This window comes from Microbacterium sp. NPDC060132, assembly GCF_042729675.1.
In the GTDB taxonomy this organism is placed as follows: domain Bacteria; phylum Actinomycetota; class Actinomycetes; order Actinomycetales; family Microbacteriaceae; genus Microbacterium; species Microbacterium sufflavum.
Genome location: NZ_JBHWXU010000001.1, coordinates 2,230,827 through 2,252,864 on the forward strand (window position 1 = coordinate 2,230,827; position 22,038 = coordinate 2,252,864).

Annotated in this window: 16 protein-coding genes; 11 read left to right on the top strand and 5 right to left on the bottom strand. The window is 71.5% G+C overall.

Annotated features, from left to right (window positions below):
* The 3 genes from ACFWCH_RS10855 to ACFWCH_RS10865 are packed head-to-tail and all read left to right on the top strand — an operon-like array spanning window position 1 to window position 2,899.
* Window positions 1-522 (top strand): hypothetical protein, encoded by a 522-nt coding sequence (locus tag ACFWCH_RS10855; RefSeq protein ID WP_136035537.1) that lies wholly within the window; start codon window positions 1-3, stop codon window positions 520-522.
* The gene (locus tag ACFWCH_RS10860) at window positions 519-1,712 is read left to right on the top strand and encodes an amidohydrolase (protein WP_136035536.1); all 1,194 of its coding nucleotides are present in this window, start codon (window positions 519-521) and stop codon (window positions 1,710-1,712) included. The genes ACFWCH_RS10855 and ACFWCH_RS10860 overlap by 4 nt, the downstream gene beginning before the upstream one ends.
* Window positions 1,709-2,899: a M20 family metallopeptidase gene (locus ACFWCH_RS10865; protein ID WP_136035535.1), complete on the top strand. Its 1,191-nt coding sequence runs from the start codon at window positions 1,709-1,711 to the stop codon at window positions 2,897-2,899. Before ACFWCH_RS10860 ends, ACFWCH_RS10865 begins: the two co-directional genes overlap by 4 nt.
* Window positions 2,900-2,963: 64 nt before the next feature.
* Here the strand turns inward: ACFWCH_RS10865 and ACFWCH_RS10870 are convergent, their stop codons facing one another.
* Window positions 2,964-3,692 (bottom strand): FadR/GntR family transcriptional regulator, encoded by a 729-nt coding sequence (locus tag ACFWCH_RS10870; RefSeq protein ID WP_136029061.1) that lies wholly within the window; start codon window positions 3,690-3,692, stop codon window positions 2,964-2,966.
* Window positions 3,693-3,851: 159 nt separating this feature from the next.
* Here ACFWCH_RS10870 and ACFWCH_RS10875 point away from each other — a divergent pair, with 159 nt between their 5' ends.
* The 7 genes from ACFWCH_RS10875 (at window position 3,852) to ACFWCH_RS10905 (ending at window position 13,608) form a co-directional block, all read left to right on the top strand.
* Window positions 3,852-5,519, top strand: a complete 1,668-nt coding sequence (locus tag ACFWCH_RS10875; RefSeq protein ID WP_378803529.1) for a thiamine pyrophosphate-dependent enzyme — start codon at window positions 3,852-3,854, stop codon at window positions 5,517-5,519.
* Between the two features lies 1 nt (window position 5,520).
* The gene (locus ACFWCH_RS10880) at window positions 5,521-6,960 is read left to right on the top strand and encodes an aldehyde dehydrogenase family protein (protein WP_247638523.1); all 1,440 of its coding nucleotides are present in this window, start codon (window positions 5,521-5,523) and stop codon (window positions 6,958-6,960) included.
* 104 nt (window positions 6,961-7,064) lie between these two features.
* A complete protein-coding gene (locus ACFWCH_RS10885; protein ID WP_378803530.1) occupies window positions 7,065-8,633 on the top strand; it encodes an ABC transporter substrate-binding protein in 1,569 nt (522 codons plus the stop codon).
* Between the two features lie 7 nt (window positions 8,634-8,640).
* Window positions 8,641-9,654, top strand: coding sequence for an ABC transporter permease (locus tag ACFWCH_RS10890; RefSeq protein WP_136044970.1), 1,014 nt, complete (start codon window positions 8,641-8,643; stop codon window positions 9,652-9,654).
* Window positions 9,654-11,600, top strand: a complete 1,947-nt coding sequence (locus ACFWCH_RS10895) for a dipeptide/oligopeptide/nickel ABC transporter permease/ATP-binding protein (RefSeq protein ID WP_378803531.1) — start codon at window positions 9,654-9,656, stop codon at window positions 11,598-11,600. Before ACFWCH_RS10890 ends, ACFWCH_RS10895 begins: the two co-directional genes overlap by 1 nt.
* Window positions 11,600-12,403 carry an ABC transporter ATP-binding protein gene (locus tag ACFWCH_RS10900; protein ID WP_136044968.1) on the top strand — a complete coding sequence of 268 codons (804 nt, stop codon included), beginning with the start codon at window positions 11,600-11,602 and terminating at the stop codon, window positions 12,401-12,403. The genes ACFWCH_RS10895 and ACFWCH_RS10900 overlap by 1 nt, the downstream gene beginning before the upstream one ends.
* The gene (locus ACFWCH_RS10905) at window positions 12,403-13,608 is read left to right on the top strand and encodes a M20 family metallopeptidase (RefSeq protein ID WP_136044967.1); all 1,206 of its coding nucleotides are present in this window, start codon (window positions 12,403-12,405) and stop codon (window positions 13,606-13,608) included. Before ACFWCH_RS10900 ends, ACFWCH_RS10905 begins: the two co-directional genes overlap by 1 nt.
* An 8-nt stretch (window positions 13,609-13,616) precedes the next feature.
* Here ACFWCH_RS10905 and ACFWCH_RS10910 read toward each other — a convergent pair whose 3' ends face one another.
* From ACFWCH_RS10910 to ACFWCH_RS10920, 3 genes are read right to left on the bottom strand one after another with little or no spacing between them, the layout of a single operon-like run.
* Window positions 13,617-15,008, bottom strand: coding sequence for a hypothetical protein (locus tag ACFWCH_RS10910; protein WP_378803532.1), 1,392 nt, complete (start codon window positions 15,006-15,008; stop codon window positions 13,617-13,619).
* A complete protein-coding gene (locus ACFWCH_RS10915; RefSeq protein ID WP_205812662.1) occupies window positions 15,008-16,474 on the bottom strand; it encodes a S10 family peptidase in 1,467 nt (488 codons plus the stop codon). The genes ACFWCH_RS10910 and ACFWCH_RS10915 overlap by 1 nt, the downstream gene beginning before the upstream one ends.
* A 46-nt stretch (window positions 16,475-16,520) precedes the next feature.
* Complete coding sequence (locus ACFWCH_RS10920; protein WP_136029081.1) at window positions 16,521-17,963, bottom strand: XRE family transcriptional regulator; 1,443 nt, start codon at window positions 17,961-17,963, stop codon at window positions 16,521-16,523.
* Between the two features lie 110 nt (window positions 17,964-18,073).
* Here ACFWCH_RS10920 and ACFWCH_RS10925 point away from each other — a divergent pair, with 110 nt between their 5' ends.
* Window positions 18,074-19,939, top strand: coding sequence for a phosphoenolpyruvate carboxykinase (GTP) (locus ACFWCH_RS10925; protein ID WP_378803534.1), 1,866 nt, complete (start codon window positions 18,074-18,076; stop codon window positions 19,937-19,939).
* 142 nt (window positions 19,940-20,081) lie between these two features.
* Here ACFWCH_RS10925 and ACFWCH_RS10930 read toward each other — a convergent pair whose 3' ends face one another.
* A complete protein-coding gene (locus ACFWCH_RS10930; RefSeq protein ID WP_378803535.1) occupies window positions 20,082-21,974 on the bottom strand; it encodes an ABC transporter ATP-binding protein in 1,893 nt (630 codons plus the stop codon).
* Window positions 21,975-22,038: the final 64 nt, after the last annotated feature.

The following is a 22,038-nucleotide window of genomic DNA, read 5'->3' on the forward strand; positions in this document are numbered from 1 at the left end:
ATGGCCAAGTACACGGCGCGGCCGCCCCGGGGGGACCGTCCGGTCCTCGTGCTGGGCATCAGCGACGTCGTCGTGATCGAGGGCGAGCCGGCCGTGCCGGTGAGCACGCACCACCTGTCGGCGTGGGGGCGGTGGGTGCGCGACGTCGCCATCCCCGACGCCGCGGCGCAGCGGCTGCACGAGCTGGCGGAGCACTTCGACATCGTGTGGGCGTCGGAGTGGGGCCACAACGCGCACACCGCGTTCCGCGAGCCGCTCGAGCTGCCGGAGGAGCCGTGGCCGTTCCTGCCCGTGCAGTTCGACAAGCTCGCGCACATCCGCCGGTACGCGGACGGTCTGCCGTGGATCTGGGTCGACGATCCGCTCGTCGACCTGAGCGGCGAGCCGCCCCGGTGCGACGACGGCATCGTGGTGCGCGTGGACCCGGCCGCCGGCATCCTCAGCCTGGACGTCGACGAGCTGCTGACGAAGACGCGCGAGCTGGTCGAGCGTCGCGCCGAGGAAGACGAGGAGAACGCATGACGGATGCCGTCGCGATCGTGGGAGGGCGGGTCGTCACGGGCCTGGGCGAGGAGATCGAGAGCGGCACCGTGCTGCTGTCCGACGGGCGCATCGAGGCCGTCGGCACAGGGCTCGCCGTGCCCGAGGGCGCCCGGGTGATCGACGCCGCCGGATGCTGGGTGCTGCCCGGCCTCATCGACCCGCACAGCCACATCGGCGCGCACGAGGAGGCCAACGGCCCCGCCGGGTTCGACGGCAGCGAGGTCTCGTCGCCGGTCACCGCCGGCGTGCGGGCCATCGACGCCGTCAACATCGAGGACATCGCCTTCCGCGACGCGCTCGCCGGTGGCATCACCGCCGTGGTCGTGAAGCCGGGATCGGGCAACCCGATCGGCGGGCAGAGCGTCGCCATCAAGACGGCGGGAGGGCGCTCGGTCGACGAGCAGGTGATCCGCGCGGCGCTCGGCATGAAGTCGGCGCTCGGCGAGAACCCCAAGCAGGCCTACGGGGAGCGCAAGCAGCTGCCGTCGACCCGGCTCGGCATCGCCCTCGTCATCCGTCAGGCGCTGCGCGACGCGCAGGACTACGCGGTCCGGCGTGACAAGGCCCGCGCCGACGGCACGCCGTTCGCCGTGGACCTCGGAAAGCAGGCGCTCACGGAAGCCCTCGACGGCACGCTCACGTGGGAGCAGCACGCGCACCGGCACGACGACATCGCCACGGCGCTGCGCATCGCCGACGAGTTCGGGCTGCGCCTCGTCCTCAATCACGGCACCGAGGCGCACAAGCTCGCCGGCATCCTCGCCGCGCGCGACGTGCCCGTGATCTACGGACCCATCCTGTCGAGCCGCTCCAAGGTGGAGGTACGCGAAGCCGATCCCGCGAACCTCGCCGCGCTCGCCGCGGCGGGTGTGCGCGTGGCGCTCACCACCGACCACCCGGTCGTGCCCATCGGCCTGCTCGCGATGCAGGCGGCCGTGGCCGTGCGGGCCGGGCTGCCGAGGGAGACCGCGCTCGCGGCGATGACCTCGACGGCCGCGGCCATCGCCGGCATCGACGACCGGGTCGGCGCGCTGGAGCCCGGCCGCGACGCGGATGTGGTTCTGTGGACCGGAGACCCGCTCGACGTCGCCTCGACCGTGCGGGAGGTGCTCATCGACGGGCGCACGGTGTACTCGGCGCCGTCCGCGGCGCAGGAGGGGAACGGATGACGCTGCACGACGACGCCGCACGCCTGCAGCCGGAGCTGGTGGAGCTGCGCCGTCGTCTGCACCGCATCCCCGAGCCCGGGTTCGACCTGCCGCTGACGCAGCGCGCCGTGCTCGACGCGATCGACGGCCTTGGCCTGGAGATCACGACCGGATCGGACCTCAGCTCGGTCACGGCCGTGCTGCGCGGCGCGACCGACGGCCCGTCCGTGCTCCTGCGCGGAGACATGGACGCGCTCGCCATCGTCGAGGAGACCGGCCTCGAGTACGCGTCGGCGAACGGGGCGATGCACGCGTGCGGGCACGACCTGCACGTGGCCGGACTCGTGGGGGCCGCACGCCTGCTCGCCGGGCGGCGCGACCGCATCGCCGGCTCCGTCGTCTTCATGTTCCAGCCCGGCGAGGAAGCGGGCGGCGGGGCTCCGCTCATGATCCGCGACGGCGTGCTCGACGCCGCGGGCACGCGGGTCGAGGCCGCCTACGGCATCCACGTGGGTCCGGGCGCGCGCGGCACGTTCCAGCTGAAGTCCGGGACGATCATGGCGGGCGCCAACGTGCTGCGGGTGCGCGTGCACGGGAGGGGAGGGCACGGGTCGAGGCCGCAGCAGGCCGTGGATCCCGTGCCCGTGGTGGCCGAGCTGATCCTCGCCCTGCAGTCCTGGGTCACGCGCCGCATCGACGTGTTCGATCCCGTGGTGCTGTCGGTCACGACGCTGTACGCGGGGGAGATCACGAATGTGATCCCCGAGGACGCGGGCTTCGCGGCGACCCTGCGCACGCTGTCCGAGGCGTCGATCGCGCGGGCGCAGGCCGAGCTCCCGCCGCTGATCGAGCGCATCGCCGCGGCGCACGGCTGCACGGCCGACGTCGAGGTGATCGTCGGCTATCCGGTCACGGTCAACACGGTCGAGGAGACGGCGGCGGCGGCAGCGGTGCTCCGCGCCGAGTTCGGCGAGGACCGCGTGGAGGAGATCGATGCGCCCTGGATGGCGTCGGAGGACTTCTCGTTCGTGCTCAGGGAGGTGCCAGGCACGTTCCTGTTCCTGTGCGCGACCCCGCCGGATGTGGACCAGGACGACATCCCGATGAACCACTCGCCGCATGCGCGGTTCGACGACGCGGTGCTGGGCGATCAGGCCGCGGCTCTCGCGGCGCTCGCCTGGCGCCACGTCGGAGTCGGCGACGCGTAGGCGCCCGTCGTCTCGTCGCCGGGGTGCTGCCTGAGTGAGCGGAGCGAGACGAGGGGCGCGCGTGTCAGCGACCGAGCGTGCGGTGGTCCAGCACGGCCTTGCGGCCGACCTTCACATCGCCGGAGCGGATCGCGTCGATCAGGGCCTCGTGGATGCGCAGGCGCTCGTCGGTGTCCTGCCGGAAGCCCGGCACGGCCAGGGCGTCGTCGGTCGCGGCCCCCGCGGTCTCACCCTCGATGTAGTCGACGAGGTTGAGGTAGAACGTACGCAGCACGGCGTTGGGGGAGATCTCGGCGATCCGCCGGTGCAGCCGCCAGTTGCCGTGCAGGCCCTCGATGGGGTCGTGCCAGTGCTCGGTCAGCTCCGCCATCACGGCTTCGAGATCGGCGATGTCGGCGTCCGTGCGGTGCTGCACCGCGTCCTGCATGACGGCCTCGTCGAGCGCGTCCAGCACCTTGATCACGTCGTTCACCGGAGCGCCGGTCTGCCGCAGCCGCAGCACGCTGTGCGCGAGGCGGATCAGCGGGGACTGGTCGGCGACGAAGATGCCGCCACCGGGACCCGGGCGCAGATCGACCGAGCCGCGCGCCCGCAGCACCCGCAGCGCCTCGCCGAGCGTGGCCGGCGCCACACCGAACTGCTCGCACAGCTCCTGGCGGGTGCCGATGCGATGACCCGGCTCGAGACCCTCCGTCTTGATCATCGCCTCGACCTCGGTGACCACGCGGTCGGCGACGGACTGCGCGGGCGCGACGCGCTGGAACGTGCGCGCTTCTTCCTGGGTGCTGGCCACGGGGATCCTTCGGTCGGAGCGGGGCTGTGGAGCGGATCTCTCACATCCTAAGGAGCGCCTGCCGCGCCGGGGCGGTGGCGGCGGGCGATTCTCCTATTTGCAGTAATTGAATGTATCTAATACAGTCAATCACGCAATGCTGCTCACGAGAGGAAACAGATGACCGACCCCACCGGTGGCGATCTGCTCGCAGACTCCCTCATCAACCAGGGCGTCTCACGGATCTTCGGCATCCCGGGCGTCCAGCTCGATGCCGCCGCAGACGCCCTCCACGCCCGCACCGACCAGGTCGACTTCATCTGCGCGCGCAACGAGCAGGCCACGACCTACATGGCGGACGGCTACGCGCGGAGCACCGGCGACGTCGGTGTCGCGATGGTCGTGCCGGGCCCCGGCGTGCTCAACGCCCTCTCCGGCGTCGCGACCGGCTACTCGGCCAACTCGCCGATGCTCCTGATCGCGGGCCAGATCGACTCGCAGGCCATCGGCCGCGGACTCGGCGCCCTGCACGAGATCCCCGACCAGACGGGCATCCTGCAGCGCCTCACGAAATGGACGGGCACCGCCCGCTCCGCCGATGAGATCCCCGGGCTCGTGCGCGAGGCGTTCACGCAGCTGCGCAGCGGCCGCCCTCGCCCCGTCGCGCTCGAGGTGCCGCCGGACGTTCTCGCCGCCACCTCGCGTGCCGTCGCGGCCGAGCGTGTCGCCGACGCGCCCCTCGTGCCGGAGGAGCAGCAGATCCGCGACGCCGCCGCCCGCCTGCTCGCGGCCAAGCGCCCGATGATCGTGGTGGGCGGGGGAGTGCTCGCCGCGAACGCATCGGTCGCCCTCCAGGCACTCGCCGAGGCACTGGAGGCCCCCGTGCTCATGACCGAGAACGGCCGCGGTGCGCTCGACGCCCGCCACCGTCTGGCCTTCGACGCGCTCGCCCTCCGCGCGTTCCGGGAGGACGCCGACCTGGTGCTCGCCGTCGGCACGCGCTTCGTCTCGACGTTCGGCACCCAGGTCGACACGAACGGCGCCCCCGTGATCCTCGTGAACGCGGAGGCCGCCGACCTCGAGGGCCCGCGTGCCGCCGCGCAGACGCTGCACGCCGATGCCCGCCTCGCCCTCGCCGGCCTGGCCGCCGAGGTCGGCACCCCGGCGCGCGACTCGCGGGAGAGCGAGTTCGCCCGCGTGCGCGCCTGGCTCGCCGCGCAGTTCGCCGACATCGCCCCGCAGCGCGAGTACCTGTCCGCGATCCGCGGCGCGCTCCCCGAAGACGGCGTCTTCGTGAGCGAGTTCACGCAGGTGGGCTACGCCGCCAGCGCCTGCTATCCGGCGTACCAGCCGCGCACCTACATCGGCCCCGGTTACCAGGGCACGCTCGGCTACGGCTTCGCCACGGCCCTCGGCGTCAAGGCGGCCGACCCCGACCGCGCCGTCGTGTCGGTGAACGGCGACGGCGGCTTCTCCTGGACGCTGCAGGAGCTGTCCACGGCCAAGCGCTACGGTCTCGGCCTCGTGACGATCGTGTTCCACGACGGGTTCTACGGCAATGTGCGCCGCATCCAGAAGAACCGGTACGGGGCACGCTACTTCGCCAGCGACCTCACCAATCCGGACTACGGCACGCTCGCGGAGGCGTTCGGCATCCGCTCCGCACGGGCGACTACCCCGCAGGAGCTCTCGGGGGTGCTGGCCGACGCCGTGCCCGCGAACGAGCCGATCCTCATCAACGTGCCGGTCGGCGAGTTCCCGTCGCCGTGGCACCTGATCCACGAGGGTGTGCCGCGCCCGGCGCCGCTCGCCCCCGATGCGCATCTCGTGCGGCAGGCGGGGGTCTGACATGGTCATCGGGCACGACATCGCCGGCATCAGGGAGGATGCCGCAGGGCAGGCCTCGATCGATGTCGTCAGCCCGGCCGACGGCACCGTGATCGGTGCCGTCGTGGCAGGCGGCCCCGCCGATGTGGATCGTGCGGTGGCTGCGGCCGCGGGCGCGTTCGGCACCTGGTCGACGACGCCGATGTCGCAGCGGATCGCTCATGTCGAGGCGCTCGCCGAGGGGTTGGCGCGCCACCGTGAGCTGCTCGCTGCGACGTTGAGCGCGGAGATGGGGTCGCCGATCGCGTTCGCGCGCTCCGCCCAGGTGGGCGTCGCGATCGCCGACCTCGCCCGGCTGGTCGAGGCCGCCCGCGCGCACGTCGAGCGCGAGGCGGTCTCGAACTCCCTCGTGGTCGCGGAGCCGGTCGGTGTGGTCGCCGCGATCACGCCCTGGAACTTCCCCCTGCACCAGATCATGCTCAAGGTGGGCGCCGCGATCCTCGCCGGCTGCACCGTGGTGCTCAAGCCCAGCGAGGTCGCGCCGCTGAACGCCGCGATCGTGGGCGACATCCTCCGCGAGACCGGGCTGCCGGCCGGCGTCGTGAACATCGTGCACGGCGACGGCGCCGGTGTCGGCTCGCCGCTGGTGGCGCACCCCGGCGTCGACATGGTCACCTTCACGGGTTCGCGCCAGGTGGGGGAGCAGGTGGCGCGCGCCGCCGCCGCGACCATCAAGAAGGTCGCGCTGGAGCTCGGGGGCAAGTCGGCGGCGATCGTGCTCGACGACGCGCCGCTGGACGAGTCAGTGCGGGGGGTCCTCGCCTCGTGCTTCGCGAACGCCGGACAGACCTGCGCGGCGCAGACGCGCGTGCTGGTGCCGGAGGGCATGCGGGAGGCGTGGGAGCGCGCGGCCGTCGAGGCCGCGGCGGGCTGGGCGCCCGGCGACCCGCGCGCGGAGGGGACGGCCACCGGGCCGGTCGCCTCGGCGCTGCAGCGCGAGCGGGTGCGGTCGCACATCGAGACGGCGATCGCCGAGGGTGCGCGCGTGCTGACCGGCGGCCTCGATATCGTCGAACCGACGGCCGGCGGCGCCTACGTGCAGCCCACGATCTTCGCCGATGTGACACCCGACATGAGGATCTTCCACGAGGAGGTCTTCGGTCCGGTGCTCACGATCACTCCGTACGCCACGGTCGATGAGGCTGTCGACCTGGCGAACGACAGCGTGTACGGCCTGTCGGGCGGCGTGTGGTCGAGCGACCCTCGACGCGCCCTCGAGGTCGCGCTGCGCATGCGCACCGGCACCGTCGGCATCAACGGCGCCGGGCTCGACGTGGGGGCTCCCTTCGGGGGGTACAAGCAGTCGGGCGTCGGCCGGGAGTGCGGCGTGCACGGGTTCGAGGAGTTCCTCGAGCTGAAGTCGGTGATGGGCGCCGCCGCCCTTCTCGACGACCACTCGTGACCGGTAACAAACCCGAAACACCGCCGACACGAGGCAATAAAGAGCAATTCATAATTTTCAATGAGTTGGAACCCGCCCGAGGGTTCCGTGAAGAGAGGACACCCATGAGACGCAGCATCGTAGCCGCGGTCGTCGGCGTGACGGCACTCGCCCTGACCGGCTGCGCCGGCGGGGGAGACGGGTCAGGAGGCGGAGCGGTCGAGAAGGCCACCATCGCCATCGCCGCCGACCCGGGTTCGCTCAACCCGATCACGAACGCGACGCAGGCGGGGCAGGAGGTCTCGGCCTACCTGTACGAGACCCTCATGTCGTTCGCCCACGGCAAGGACGCCGAGGGCCTGCTCGCCGAGAGCTGGACGGAGTCGACGACCGAGGTGTCGTTCGTGCTGAAGGAGGGGATCGTCTGCACGGACGGCTCCAAGCTCACCGCCTCCGACGTCAAGGCCTCGTTCGACTACGCCGCAGACCCCGAGACGGCATCGCCCTACTCCGGCGTCTACTTCCCCGCCGAGGGCCTGACCGTCGAGGCCGACGACGCCTCGCGCACCGTCACGTTCACCAGCGCGCAGTCGCAGAGCTTCCTGCTCAGCAACATCGGCCAGATGCCGGTCGTGTGCGCGGCCGGCATCGAGGACCCCGCGTCGCTCGACACCACCCCCGTCGGCACCGGCATCTACACGCTCGAGGACTCCTCGCCCGGGCAGACCTACACGCTCGCCCTGCGCGACGACTACACGTGGGGTCCCGGCGACGTCACGAGCGACACCGAGGGGCTGCCGAAGACCGTCGAGCTGGAGGTCGTCGACACCGAGCCCACGCGCGCGAACATGCTCCTGTCTTCCGAGATCAACGTCGCCGAGGTCGGCGGCACGGATCGCGACCGGCTGGAGAGCGGCGATCTGTTCACGATCGACGTGCCCGCCCGTCCCGGCCTGATGTTCTTCAACCAGTCGGAGGGACGCCCGACCAACGACCTGCTGGTGCGGGAGGGCATCGCCGGCGGCATCGACCGCGACGAGGTCGCCTCGGTCTCCACCGGTGGACGCGGCGAGCTGATGACCTCGCTCGTCTCCTCGTTCACCGCGGTGTGCGTCGGGGCGGATGCCACCACGTCGCTGATCGGGTTCGACGCCGACGCGGCGGCCGCATCGCTCGACGAGGCCGGCTGGACCGTGGGCGCCGACGGCGTGCGGGAGAAGGACGGCGCGAAGCTGGAGCTCACCTTCGTCTACCCGTCCACCGAGGCGCAGTCGGTCGTGGCCGGCATCGAGCTCATCCAGCAGCAGCTGGGCGAGATCGGCGTCGAGGTCACTCCGGCACCGTCGTCGTCGTACACCGACGTCATCTTCCAGGGCGGCGACTGGGACCTCATCTGGGCCCCGATCTCCACCACGCTGCCCTCCACCTGGGCCGGCATCCTCTCGGGTCCGTTCCCCCCGGACGGCGGCAACTGGACGTACAACACCAACCAGGAGTTCTTCGACCTGACGGCCGAGGCGCAGCAGCTGGCCGGCGAGGACAGCTGCGACGCGTGGACCGCCGCGCAGGCCTCGGCGATCGGTAACCTCGAGGTGATGCCGTTCGCGGAGTCCACGAGCACGCTGTACGGAGCGGGCGTGGAGTTCGAGGTCACCACCAACGGACTGCTGATCCCGACGAGCCTCCGAGGCTAGGAGCCGCATGCTGGACCACGCGTCCGCCAGGACGGACACCGTGGCGGTGTTTCTTCGGAAGCGCCGCCACGGCAACCCCTGGCTGAGATTCCTCCTCCGCCGCGCGCTGCGCATGCTGGTGGCGATGTTCGTGATCATCGCGGTCGCGTTCTTCGTGCTCAGGGCATCCGGCGGCGACCCCGTGCGCGCCGCACTCGGCGCGACGGCCGACGAGGCCGTGGTCCAGGCCCGGCGCGATCAGCTGGGTCTCAACGACCCGCTGATCGTGCAGTTCTGGAACTATCTCACCGGCATCCTCCAGGGTGATCTGGGCTCGTCCCTCATCACCGGACGGTCGGTGTCGGAGCTCGTGCAGAACCGTCTCCCGGCCACCCTGGAGCTCGCCGGCATCTCGTTCGTGATCGTGCTGCTGGTGGCCGTGCCCGTGGGCCTCGGCATCGCGATCCTCACGCAGGGCAACCGACGCCGCGGCGTCGAGGTGACGTTCACCGGCATCACCGGCGTGATCGCCGCGATCCCGGAGTACCTCCTGGGCGTGGCACTGGTCGTGATCTTCGCGGTGGGGCTGCACTGGTTCCCCGTGGCCGGACGCTCGGGCCCCGCGTCGTACGTGCTGCCGGTGCTGGCCATGACGGTCGCCTCGTGGGCGTCGCTGTCGCGCATCGCCCGCGTCGAGGCGCTGAACACGCTGTCCGACGACTACGTGCGCACGGCCCGCTCCAAGCGCATCCCCGCGTCGTGGGTGTACTTCCGCCACGCGCTGCCCAACATGCTCACCGCCACGCTGACGATCGGCGGCACGCTGCTGTCGACCATGGTCGCCTCCAGCGTGCTCGTGGAGAAGGTGTTCAACTGGCCGGGTCTGGGCTCGGCGTTCGTCGACGCCATCGCCACGAAGGACTACGGCATCGTGCAGGGCCTCGCGCTCGTGTACGCGGCCATCATCCTCGTCATCACCCTCGCGGTCGACATCGTGCTGTCGCTCCTCGACCGGCGCACCACCCTCCTGGAGACGACCTGATGCGCTCGATCCTCACCTTCCTGCGCAACCCGCTCGGCGCGATCAGCACCGTCATGGTGCTCGTGCTGGTGTTCCTCGCGCTGTTCGCCCCGGAGATCTGGGGCGCGCAGGCGAACCAGACCGACACGTCGGCGCTGCTGCAGGGACCCAGCGCCGCGCACCCGCTCGGTACCGACGGCCTCGGGCGCGACCTCCTGCTCCGCACGCTCGTCGCCGCACGGCTGTCGCTGGGGATGGCGCTGATCGCCACCGTCATCGGCCTCGTCTTCGGTCTGCTGCTCGGTGCCCTCCCGTCGGTGCTCGGACCGCGGGTGCAGCGCCTGTTCAGCTCCGTCATCAGCACGTGGCTGGCGTTCCCGGTGCTGCTGGTGGCGATGCTGACCGTGATCCTGCTCGGGCCCAGCTCGTCGTCCGCGGTGATCGCGCTCGGCCTCACGATGGTGCCGTCGTTCGCCCGCCTCGCCCAGACGCTGTCGTCGCGCGTCGGCGGATCGGAGTACCTGGCGGCGGCGCGCATGATGGGCGTCTCGCGCGGACGGCAGTTCACGCGCTACGTGCTGCCGAACATCGCCGAACCCATCATCGTCAACGTCACCCTGTCGATCGGCGGCGGCCTGCTCGCGCTCTCCAGCCTCAGCTTCCTCGGCGTCGGCGTGCAGCCGCCGGACTACGACTGGGGCCGCATGCTCAGCGAGGCGTTCGACCAGGTGTACACCAACCCGACCGCGGTGGTCGGCCCCGGAGTCGCCGTCGTGTTCGCCGGCGTGGCGTTCGGCACGCTGGGCGAGTCGCTCGCCGCGCACCTGCGCAGCCACGGCAAGGGCAGCGTGCTCTCCCGGCGCAAGCTGGGCTCCGCGCCGCGCGTCGAGGCCCGCGAGCGGGTGGCCGACGACGACGCGCTGCTCGTGGTCGACGGCCTGTCGGTCTCGTTCCCCTCGCCGTCCGGGTGGGTGCGTCCCGTGCAGGACGTCTCGTTCTCGGTCGCACCGGGGGAGATCGTCGGCGTCGTCGGCGAGTCCGGCAGCGGCAAGTCGGTGGCGCTGATGGCGGTCGCCCAGCTGTCCGCCGCGGGCGCCGCCGTGACCGCGCAGGAGCTGCGCTTCGATGGCGACGACGTGCTCGACCTGCCGCCCGCCGTGATGAAGAAGCGGCTCGGCACGAAGATCGGCGTCGTGTTCCAGGATTCGCTCACGGCGCTCAACCCGGCGCTGCGCGTGGGCACGCAGCTCGCCGAGATCCCGCGTTTCCACGCCAGGGATGCCCGTGGCGCCGCACATCAGAAGGCCGTCGCCGCGCTGAAGGACGTCGCGATCGACGAGCCGGAGCGGCGCTCCCGGCAGTTCCCGCACGAGTACTCGGGCGGCATGCGGCAGCGCGCGCTCATCGCGATGTCGCAGATCGGCAAGCCGCGACTCATCATCGCCGACGAGCCCACCACGGCCCTCGACGTGACGGTGCAGCAGCGTGTGCTCGCGCTGCTCCGCCGCGAGTGCGAGGAGACCGGGGCGGCCGCGATCGTGGTGTCGCACGACATCGCCGTGCTCGCCGAGCTGTGCCAGCGCATCCTGGTGATGTACGCGGGACGCATCGTGGAGGACGTGGATGTGCGCCTGCTCGCGACGCCCGAGAAGCTCGCGCACCCCTACACGCGTGCGCTCGCCGAGTCGCTGCCCGACCTCGACACCGATCGCACCCAGCCGCTCGCGACGATCCCCGGCGAGCCGCCGGACCTCTCGCTGCCGCTCGTGGGCTGCGGGTTCGCTCCGCGCTGCCCGTTCGCGACCGAGCAGTGCCGCGCGGTCACCCCGGAGCCGGTGGCCCACGGTCACGGCGGTCGCGTGGCCTGCTGGCACCCGCAGGACGGCGTGCCGATCGAGGGCATCCTCGGGGAGCCGGTCGTGCTCACCGGGTCGCAGACCACGCAGACCACGCAGGAGGTGCGCTGATGGCCGAGCTCGTCGTCGACGATCTGGTGGTGACCTTCGGGCACGGCGACTCGTCGTTCAACGCCGTGGACGGCGTGTCGCTCACGGTGCCGCACGGCAGCATCGTCGGACTGGTCGGGGAGTCCGGCTCGGGCAAGTCCACCATCGCGCGCGTCATCGCCGGTCTCCAGCCGGCCACGGCCGGACGCCTGCTGCTCGACGGCGAGGAGCTGCGACCGGCGACCGGGCGGCAGCGCCTCGCGCGCGCCCGCGACGTGCAGATGATCTTCCAGGACCCGTACTCCTCGCTGAATCCACGCATGACCATCGGCGACACGCTCGACGAGGCGCTCACGCTGCACGGCAGCGGCAACGCCAAGGCGCGCGCCGACGGCGTGAAGGAGCTGTTGCGGCTGGTGCGCCTGAAGCCGGGCACGGTCGACCAGTATCCGTCTCAGCTGTCCGGCGGCATGCGGCAGCGCGTCGCGATCGCCCGCTGTCTGGCCGTGAAGCCGCGGCTCATCATCGCCGACGAGATCACGTCGGCGCTCGATGCGTCGGTGCAGGGTGCCGTGCTGAACCTGGTGCGCGATCTGCAGCGCGAGCTGGAGCTCTCGGTGCTGTTCATCACCCACAACCTCGCCGCCGTGCGGTACATCGCCGACACCACGGCCGTGATGCGCAAGGGGCGGATCGTCGAGCACGGCGACGCGGACGAGATCGTCTCGAATCCGCAGCACACCTACACGCAGTCCCTCGTCGCCGCGATCCCGCGCATCCAGAACGCCGGCACCGACCACCTCCTGCACGCGATCGGACACTGATGACCCTGCTCCACCCCACCACCGGTCTGCGCGACGACGCCCGCGATCTGCTCCCCGGTCTGGTCGGCCTGCGCCGCGCGATCCACGCCGATCCGGAGCTCGGGCTCGAACTGCCGCGCACGCAGCGGCGGATCCTCGATGCGCTCGAGCCGCTGGGCGTCGAGGTGACCCTCGGCGCGGGACTGAGCTCGATCGCCGCCGTCATCCGCGGCGCGCATCCCGGCCCGACCGTGCTGCTGCGCGCCGACATGGACGCACTGCCGCTCACCGAGGAGACCGGTCTCGACTATGCCGCCACGGGGGAGCGCATGCACGCGTGCGGACACGACCTGCACGTGGCGGGTCTCGTCGGCGCGGCGCAGCTGCTCGCCGCCCGTCGCGACGATCTGCACGGCGACGTGCTCCTGATGTTCCAGCCGGGCGAGGAGCTCGGCGACGGTGCCACCCGCATGCTGGCCGAGGGACTGCTCGACGTCACCGGCTCGCGGCCGGTGGCCGCGTTCGGCATCCACGTGGTCCCCGGTGAGTTCGGGGTGTTCTCCACGCGACCCGGTGCGCTGATGGCGGGCGCGATCGAGGTGGAGGTCACGATCACCGGGTCCGGGGGACACGCGTCGGCCCCGCACCTCACGCGGGACCCCGTGCCGGTGGCCGCGGAGCTCGTGACGGCGCTGCAGGCGTTCGTCACGCGGCGCTTCGACGTGTTCGACCCGGTGGTGCTGAGCGTCACACAGCTGCACGCCGGCGGACCCGCCCGCAACATCATCTCCGACACGGCGTCGCTCGTGGCGTCGGTGCGCGTGCTCTCGCACGAGAACAGCGCCCGCGTGCAGACCGAGATCCCCGCCCTGGTGCAGGAGATCGCGGCGGCGCACGACTGCACGGTCGAGGTCGACGTCACCATCCTGTGCGCGCCCACCGTGAACGACCCGCAGGCCGTCGCGCACGTGCGCAGCACCCTGAGCGGCCTGTTCGGCGAGGAGCGGGTGTGGGAGACCGCACACCCCGTGATGGGGTCGGAGGACTTCTCGTTCGTGCTGGAGCAGGTGCCGGGCGCGTTCCTGTTCCTGCGCGCCACCCCCGACGAGGTCGACCTGGAGACGGCGTCCCCGAACCACTCGCCGACCGTCGTGTTCGACGACGCGGTGCTCGCGGATCAGGCCGCGGCGCTCGCCGCCCTCGCGCTCGGCCGCCTCAGCGCCTGAGCCCTGCCTCAGGCCGTCAGGAACGCGCGGAGGTCGGCGTTCAGCTGCGCCGCGACCGCCGGGTCGCTGTACATCATGTGCCCGGCCCGGTACCAGTGCGAGGTGGTGCGTTCGCGGGGCAGGCCGAAGTGCCGCAGCAGATGGTCGGCGGCCCCCACGGTGGTCAGCGCGTCGTACACGCCCGTGCCGAGGAAGAGCCGCGCGTGCGGGTTCTGCTTCATCCACCGCGAGAGCCGCGCCGGGTAGGGGTAGGTGTGGAACGGCGACGGTCGGCCGTAGGTGGGGAACGCGGCGCCGCCCTCCTCCTGCCAGTCCCAGTCACGGCCGGCCTCCGTGTCGACGACCCGGTACGGTCGCGCGGAGTCGTCGCCGAACACGTCGAGCCGCAGACGCGACAGCCCGGTGACGTAGCGCGGGGAGAGCGCGGTGTCGGCGGGGTCGTGGCCGAGCTCGCCGACACGGCGGTCGGCGGCGGGGGCACGGTAGCGACTGTCCGTGACGCCCAGCACCTGGCCCTCGAGCAGCCGTTCGCGGAAGTCGGTCTTGCTGATCCACAGTCGGTCGCGCACGAGCTCGTCGGCGGGGAGGCCGATCATGGCGGACAACCGCTCGGCGACCGCGTCCCGGTCGCCCGCCGGCAGCTCGTCGCCCTGCAGCATGGCCGCGGCCAGGTCGCCGCGCGCGAAGTCGAGGGCGTCCGCGATGGCGTCCTCGACCGTGGCGTGCCCGCGCGACCCCGTGCCGTGGTACCAGGCGGTGGCGGCCTTGTAGGGCAGGTTGGCGAGGGCTCCGACGATGCTCCCCGGCCGGTCCTGCGTCTCCTGGATGTTCACCGCCTGACCGAGCAGCGCGATCCCGGCCAGCGGCGCCGTGTCCATGCTGTGCGGGTTCGTCGCCAGGAACGCCGCGCGCAGCGTGCCGTAGCTCTCGCCGAGGAAGTACGTGGGCGCGTCCCAGCGGCCGTGCCGGTCGCGCCAGTCGCCGATCGCGGCGGCGACCGCGTCGGCGTCGCCCTCCACGGTGCGGAAGAGCGAGCGGTCGGCGTCGTCCGCGAACGTGCCGAAGCCGGTGCCCGGTGCGTCGAGGAACACGAGGTCGGCGACGTCGAGGATGCTCGACGGGCTCTCCTCGATGCCGTACGGCGGCTGGCCGGCGTCGTCCGTGTCCACCGGGACGCGCGCCCGCCACGGTCCGATGCCGCTCAGGTGCAGGTAGATCGACGAGACGCCGGGCCCGCCGTTGGTGAGGAACAGCACCGGCCGGCCGGGTGCGTCGACCGTATAGCTGAACGCCGACAGCGTGCCCTGCGGCGTGCCGTCGGAGCGCCGCAGCGGCAGCTCCTCCACCCGCGCGACGTACTCCCGCTCTCCGAGTCGGCCCGTCGTCTCGCGTGCGCTCATCAGCGCGCGGTGGCGTCGCGGTAAAAGTCGTCGAGGTCGCTCTTCATGCGCACGACGGCATCTTCGTCCACGAACGTCATGTGGCCGGACTCGTAGAACGCGAAACGGATGTTGTCGCGCAGCGCGGGGGCGAGGTACAGGTGCGCCACGTCGACCTCCGGCCCGAAGAACGGGGTCGCGAGGTCGTAGTACCCGCCCATCACGAACACGCGGAGGTTCGGGTTGCGCCGCACCGCCGCCGACAGGTCGAGCGACACGTCGGGCACGAGCTGGGGGGCGTCGACGCCCGGCGCCTTGTGCTTCCAGTCCCAGGCCCGCGAGATGGGCATGTTGTGCAGGTGCCGGTAGTGCAGGTCGCTGGTGTAGCCGATGTCGTCGACGAGGTGCGCGCGGTAGGTCGACAGGTGCGCGCTGTTCACCCCGGCGGTGGCGGCGTCGTCGGTGGCGGGGTCGTGCGAGCCGCCGCCCACCACGTACTGGTGCTCGGCGGTGAAGCGGGTGTCGAACCGGCCGATCACGCGACCCTCGTCGGCGAGCAGCGCGTAGCGGTACTGCTCCATGCCGATGCGGAAGTGGTGCTTCTTCAGGTCGTCGGCATCGAGACCGACGAGGGCGCTCATGCGCGCGGCGACCTCGTCTTCGACCTCGGACGGGATCAGGTCGCCCTGCAGCAGGGCGGCCGCGAAGGGTCCCTGCGCGAAGGCCCTGGCCTCCACCAGGAACGGCTCCAGCTCGGTGTGCTCGGTGCGCGCCCTGCCGTGATACCAGGCGGTCGCGGCGAACGAGGGCAGCAGGTTGATGTACTCGCGCGGGCCGCCGAGGTTGCTCTCGCCCCAGTTCAGCACGGTGGACAGCAGCACGACGCCGTTGAAGTCGAGGCCCTGGTTCTGCAGGCGGTGCACGAGGGATGCGGCGCGCGTGGTGCCGTACGACTCGCCGAACAGGAACCGCGGGGCGTTCCAGTTGTTCGTGAGGGTGAGCCACCGGGTGATCGCCTTCGCGAACGCGTCGACGTCCTGGTCGACGCCCCATACCTGCGCGGGCGCGGTGTCGCCCAGCAGTCGCGAGTAGCCGGTGCCGGGGGCGTCGATGAAGACGAGGTCGGACTCGGTGAGCAGCGTGTGCGGGTTGTCGCCCCACGCGTAGGGAGCGGGTGGGGTCGCCTTCGGCGTGTTGGTGGGGGTGCGCTTGACGCCGAAGCCGCCGATGTTGAGCCACAGGCTGGCGGAGCCGGGTCCGCCGTTGAACAGGAAGGTCACCGGTCGCGGCGCAGCGCCCTCCTCGCGGTCGGCCACGTAGGACGTGTAGAAGACGCTGGCGAGCGGGGTGTGCTCGTCGTCGCGCACGATCACGGTGCCGGCGCCCGCCGTGTAGTCGAGCGTGCGTCCACCCGCCGTGATGCGGTGGCGGCGCGAGGTGAACGTCTCGGTCGCTGCGGTGTCGGCGGCGGGGGTCTGCTCGGTCACGGGGCTCCCTTGGAGGCTGGCAATGAGTGAATTGAATATAGCTTAATCACTCGCTCGCGTGCCGCGCGAGGAAGTCGTACACCTCGTTGTCGTCCACGCCGGGGAAGGCGCCGCGGGGGAGCGGCGAGAACATGTGCGTGTGCACGCGGGCGCTCGGCCACGCCCGCCCCTGCCAGCGCTCGGTCAGCTCGGTCGAGGGGCGCCGGCAGCACGCCTCGTCGGGGCAGGTCGACACGGCGCGGTCGCTCGTCTCCCTGCCCCGCCACCAGCGGGCGTCGTCGAACGGCACGCCGACCGTGACGGAGAACTCGCCGTCGGTGGAGGAGCCGGTCTGGGTGGAGCACCAGAACGTCCCGGACGGGGTGTCGGTGTACTGGTGGTGCTCGACCGTGCGGTTCTGCTGCGTGAAGGCGGAGCGCGCCTGGAACTTGCGGCACACGCGCTGGCCCTCGACGGCGCCGGTGACGTCCATCGGCAGCGGCAGCCCGTCGTTCTCGTAGACGCGGGTGATGGCTCCGGTCGAGTCGACGCGCAGGAAGTGCAGCGACATGCCCAGGTGCTGCGTCATCAGGTTGGTCATCCGCATGCCGGCGGCCTCGTGCGTGACGCCGAAGCCGTCGCGGAAGTCCTCGACGGCGAGGTTGCGGTCCTTCTTCGCCTGCTGCAGGAAAGCGACGGCGGCGGTCTCGGGCATCAGGCAGCAGGCGGCGAAGTAGTTGATCTCCAGGCGCTGCTGCAGGAAGTCGGCGTAGTCGGTGGGCGGGGTGTGCCCGAGCAGGCGGTGGGCCATGGCCTGCAGTGCCATCGAGCGCAGGCCGTGTCCGCCGGGGATGGAGGCGGGCGGCAGGTAGATGCGGCCGTTCTCGAGGTCGGTGACCGAGCGGGTGGAGTGCGGCAGGTCGTTGACGTAGATGAGCTCGAAGCCGAGCTTCTCCGCCATGATGCTCACGGTGCGGTGGGTGAGGGCCCCCTGTGTGTGCCCGGCCGCCTTGAGCTGCTTCTCGGCGAGCTTCTCGATCTCGGGCAGGTAGTTGTTCTGTGCGCGCATCCGCAGCCGCAGCTCGGTGTTCGCACGCCTGGCCTCCTCGGGGGTCGCGATCGCCTCGCGCTCCCTCCGCTGCAGCTCGTTGTGCAGCCCGAGGATCGACTCGATGGTCTCGTCGCTCATGCCCTTCGTGACGCGCACGGGAGCGACGCCGAGCTGGCGGAACACCGGGCTCTCCTGCGCGCGCTCCAGCTCGATCTCGAGCGCCGCACGGCGGTTGGGCGGCTCGCCGGAGATGAGGTCGGTGACCTCGGTGCCCGTGGCGTGCGCGATCGCCTGGAGCAGGGAGAGCTTGGGTTCGCGCTTGCCGTTCTCGATGAGGCTGAGCTGCGAGCCGGCGACCCCGACGACGGCGCCGAGCTCGTCGAGCGTGTACCCCTTCTGCAGGCGGTGGTGGCGGATGCGGTGACCGAGGGTCGTGAGGTGGAGTCCGGAGGGCGGCATGGTTTTGAGTGTAGCGAAAGAACATCGATTCTTTCGGCCCGATTTGTCCGAAAGTCGGGGTGGAGGCGGAAGAAGATAGGTGCAACGCCCCACACTTCTAAGGAGCAGTCATGGCCATGGCCGAAGTCATCACCCCCCGCACGTCTCCCGTCGCGACGATGCGTACGTTCGGCACGGCCCCCTCCTCCGACACCCCCGCGATGGCCGAGCTGCTCGCGTGGGTCGAGGAGATCCGGGCGCTCACCCAGCCCGACGCCGTGCACTGGGTCGACGGCTCCCGCGCCGAGAACGACTGGCTGCTGCGCGGGCTGGTCGACGAGGGCAAGCTCATCAAGCTCAACCCGGAGTGGCGTCCCGGCTCGTACCTCGCCCGCTCGCACCCGAGCGATGTCGCCCGCACCGAGGGGCGCACCTTCATCGCCTCGGAGCGCGAGGAGGACGCCGGTCCCACCAACAACTGGGCGGACCCCGCCGAGATGCGCGCCACCATGACCGAGATCTTCGCGGGCTCGATGCGCGGTCGCACGATGTACGTCGTCCCGTTCTCGATGGGTCGCGTCGGCGGACCGCTCTCGCACATCGGCGTGCAGATCACCGACAGCGCCTACGCGGTCGCCTCGATCGGCATCATGACCCGGGTGGGCGACGCCGTCACCCGCCAGATCGCGGAGGGGGCGCCGTGGGTCAAGACGGTCCACTCGGTGGGCGCTCCGCTGGCCGCGGGCGAGCCCGACGTCGAGTGGCCGTGCAACGACGAGAAGTACATCGTGCACTTCCCCGAGACGCTCGAGGTCTACTCGTACGGCTCGGGCTACGGCGGCAACGCGATCCTCGCGAAGAAGTGCTTCGCGCTGCGCATCGCCTCGGTGATCGCCCGCGACGAGGGCTGGCTCGCCGAGCACATGCTGCTCATCCGCGTGATCGATCCGCAGGGCACGGCCTACCACGTCGCTGCCGCGTTCCCCTCGGCGTGCGGCAAGACGAACCTCGCGATGCTGCGTCCGACAATCCCGGGATGGCGGGTCGAGACGCTCGGCGACGACATCGCCTGGATCCGTCCGGGCGAGGACGGGCGTCTGTGGGCCATCAACCCCGAGGCCGGCTTCTTCGGTGTCGCGCCGGGCACGGGCGAGTCCACCAACGTCACGGCCGTCGAGACGCTGTGGGGCAACACGATCTTCACGAACGTCGCGCTCCGGCCCGACGGCGACGTGTGGTGGGAGGGGCTGACCGACGAGGCGCCCGCGCACCTGATCGACTGGGAGGGCAACGACTGGACGCCCGACTCGGGTCGTCCGGCGGCGCACCCCAACTCGCGCTTCACGGTGTCGGCGGCGCAGTGCCCGCAGATCTCGGAGGACTGGGAGGAGGCCGTGCCGCTCGACGTGATCCTGTTCGGCGGGCGTCGCGCGAGCAACGTCCCGCTCGTGGTGGAGGCCACCGACTGGACGCACGGCGTGTTCCTCGGCTCGAACATCTCGTCCGAGCGCACCGCGGCGGCCGAGGGCACCGTGGGCGAGCTGCGCCGCGACCCGTTCGCGATGCTGCCGTTCTGCGGCTACAACATGGCCGACTACTTCGGGCACTGGCTGAAGGTGGGCCGCGGCCTGCGCTTCGACCGGGCACCGCGCATCTTCCAGGTCAACTGGTTCCGCCGCGGGGCCGACGGGCGCTTCCTGTGGCCCGGCTTCGGCGACAACTCCCGCGTGGTCGACTGGATCATCCGCCGCATCTCGGGCGCCGTGCCCGCCGTCGACAGCCCCATCGGACGGCTGCCGCGTGCGGAGGATCTCAACCTCGACGGGCTCGACCTGCCGGCGGAAGACCTGGAGGAGCTCTTCTCGGTCGACCCGGAGGCGTGGAAGGTCGAGGCCGACCTGACCGAGGAGTTCTACGACACCTTCGGCGACCGCGTGCCCGCGGCGCTGCGCACCGAGCTGGCCTCGCTGCGCTACCGGCTCGCGAAGGCGTCGTAGCCCCCAGACCGGTGCCGGTTCGGGGGAGCCGGCACCTTCGGGCCCCCGTGGCCCCCAGACCCGCGAAGGCGGGGCGTCGGAGACGAACCCATGGCTGAGTGGTCTCCGGCACCCCGCCTTCGCGTTGCCCGTTCGAGTGCGGTCAGGCGAGGAGCTGGTGACGCGCGAGGTCGCGGTACAGCGGCGTCGACTCGACCAGCTCCGCGTGGGTGCCCTGGCCGACGACCGTGCCGTCCTGCAACACGACGATGAGGTCGCTGTCGACGACCGTCGACAGCCGGTGGGCGATCACGACGAGGGTGCGGTCGGTGGACGCCGCCTCGATGGCCTCGCGCATGCGCTGCTCGTTCACACCGTCGAGCGACGACGTGGACTCGTCCAGCAGCAGGATCGGGGCGTCCGTGAGCAGTGCGCGCGCGATCGCGAGGCGCTGGCGCTCGCCGCCCGACAGCATCACGCCGTCCTCGCCGACCGGGGCGTCCACGCCGAGGGGGCTGCGTTCGAGCACGTCGCCGAGGTTCACGGCGCGCAGCACCCGTTCGCAGTCGGCGTCGCTGGCGTCGGGCGACGCGAGGCGCAGATTCTCGGCGAGGGTGCCGGCGAGGGTCGGGGCGTCCTGCTCGACGTAGCCGAACTGCGCGCGCAGCTCCTCCCGCGGGTACGTGCGGGCGTCGTGGCCGTGTACGCGGATGGCGCCGCCCGTGGGGTCGTAGAAGCGCTCGATGAGCGACAGGATCGTGCTCTTGCCCGCGCCGCTCGGACCGACCAGCGCCACCCGGGCGCCGCGCGGCACCGCGAACGACACGCCGCGCAGCACCTCGTGATCGGCGGCCTCGGCGTCGGCGGGCACCGGCTCGGCGGAGTCGAGGTGAGCGTCGGCGAGCAGATCCTTGGCCGCCTTCGCCGCGGCCTGTCGTGCGGCCACGACGTTCGCGGGGTAGCGGAAGCGCACATCGCGGAACTCGATCGCGGGCGCCGTGGGATCGTCGGCCTCGCGGGGGATCGAGGCGGCGGTGGCGGCGTCGTCCTGCGACTCGGTGGGCAGGTCGAGCACCTCCTGGATGCGGCCGAGCGCGCCGAGGGCCTGGTTCACCGAGGTGATCGCCCCGAACGTGGTGGCGAGCGGCATCACGAGCAGGAACAGGAACATGATGAACGCGATCAGCGAGGCGATCGTGATGGCGCCGGCGGCCACACGGAACCCGCCCACGCCCAGCACCACCAGGAGCGACAGCTGCAGGGCGATGCCCGAGACCGGCACCACGAGAGACGAGATCTTGGCGATGCGCACACCGATGCCGTAGGCCTCGGCGGCCCGGTCGGAGACGGCTGCGGTCTCGCGCTCGGTCGCCCCCGAGGCGCGGATGGTGCGGATCGAGCCCACGGCACGCTCGACGCCGGAGGCGAGTTCGCCCACCTTCTCCTGCTGGGCGGTCGACGCGGTGCGGATGCGGCCGCTGAGCGACACCACGACCACGACCGAGACGCCGATCACGACCACGATGAGCAGCAGCAGCACCGGATCGATCAGCAGCATCGCGACCAGGGCGCCCACGAACAGCACCGCGCTGCCGACCGCATCGGCGAGACCCTGCGTGAGCACGGCGTACAGCAGGGTGGTGTCGGTGCCGACGCGCGAGACGAGGTCGCCGGTGCGGCGGGCGTCGAACTCCGCGGTGGGCAGGTGCAGGATGCGCGCGATGAGCTTGCGCCGGCTGGAGTACACCACGGCCGTGCCGGTGCGCTGCAGCAGGTAGTGCTGGAAGCCGGAGATGATCGACGACACGATCACGAAGCCGACGAGCAGCCACACCAGGACCCCGATCGTGCCGTCGGTCTGCACGGCCTCGATGACCTGGCCGACCAGCACCGGCTGCACGAGCGAGGTCGCCGCGCCGATGACGCTGAGGATCGCGACGACGATGAGGGTGCGCTTGTGCTCGAACAGGAAGGGAAGGAGCTGACGGAAGGTGGCGCGAGGGCCGTCGGGCTGTGCGCCCCGGCGGCGTCGGCGTGCTGTCACCGTGGTGGACATGCGGGACCTCGATCTGGAGAGGGGGGTACTTCGACCGTACTCGGGGGCCGGTCGCTTCCTATGC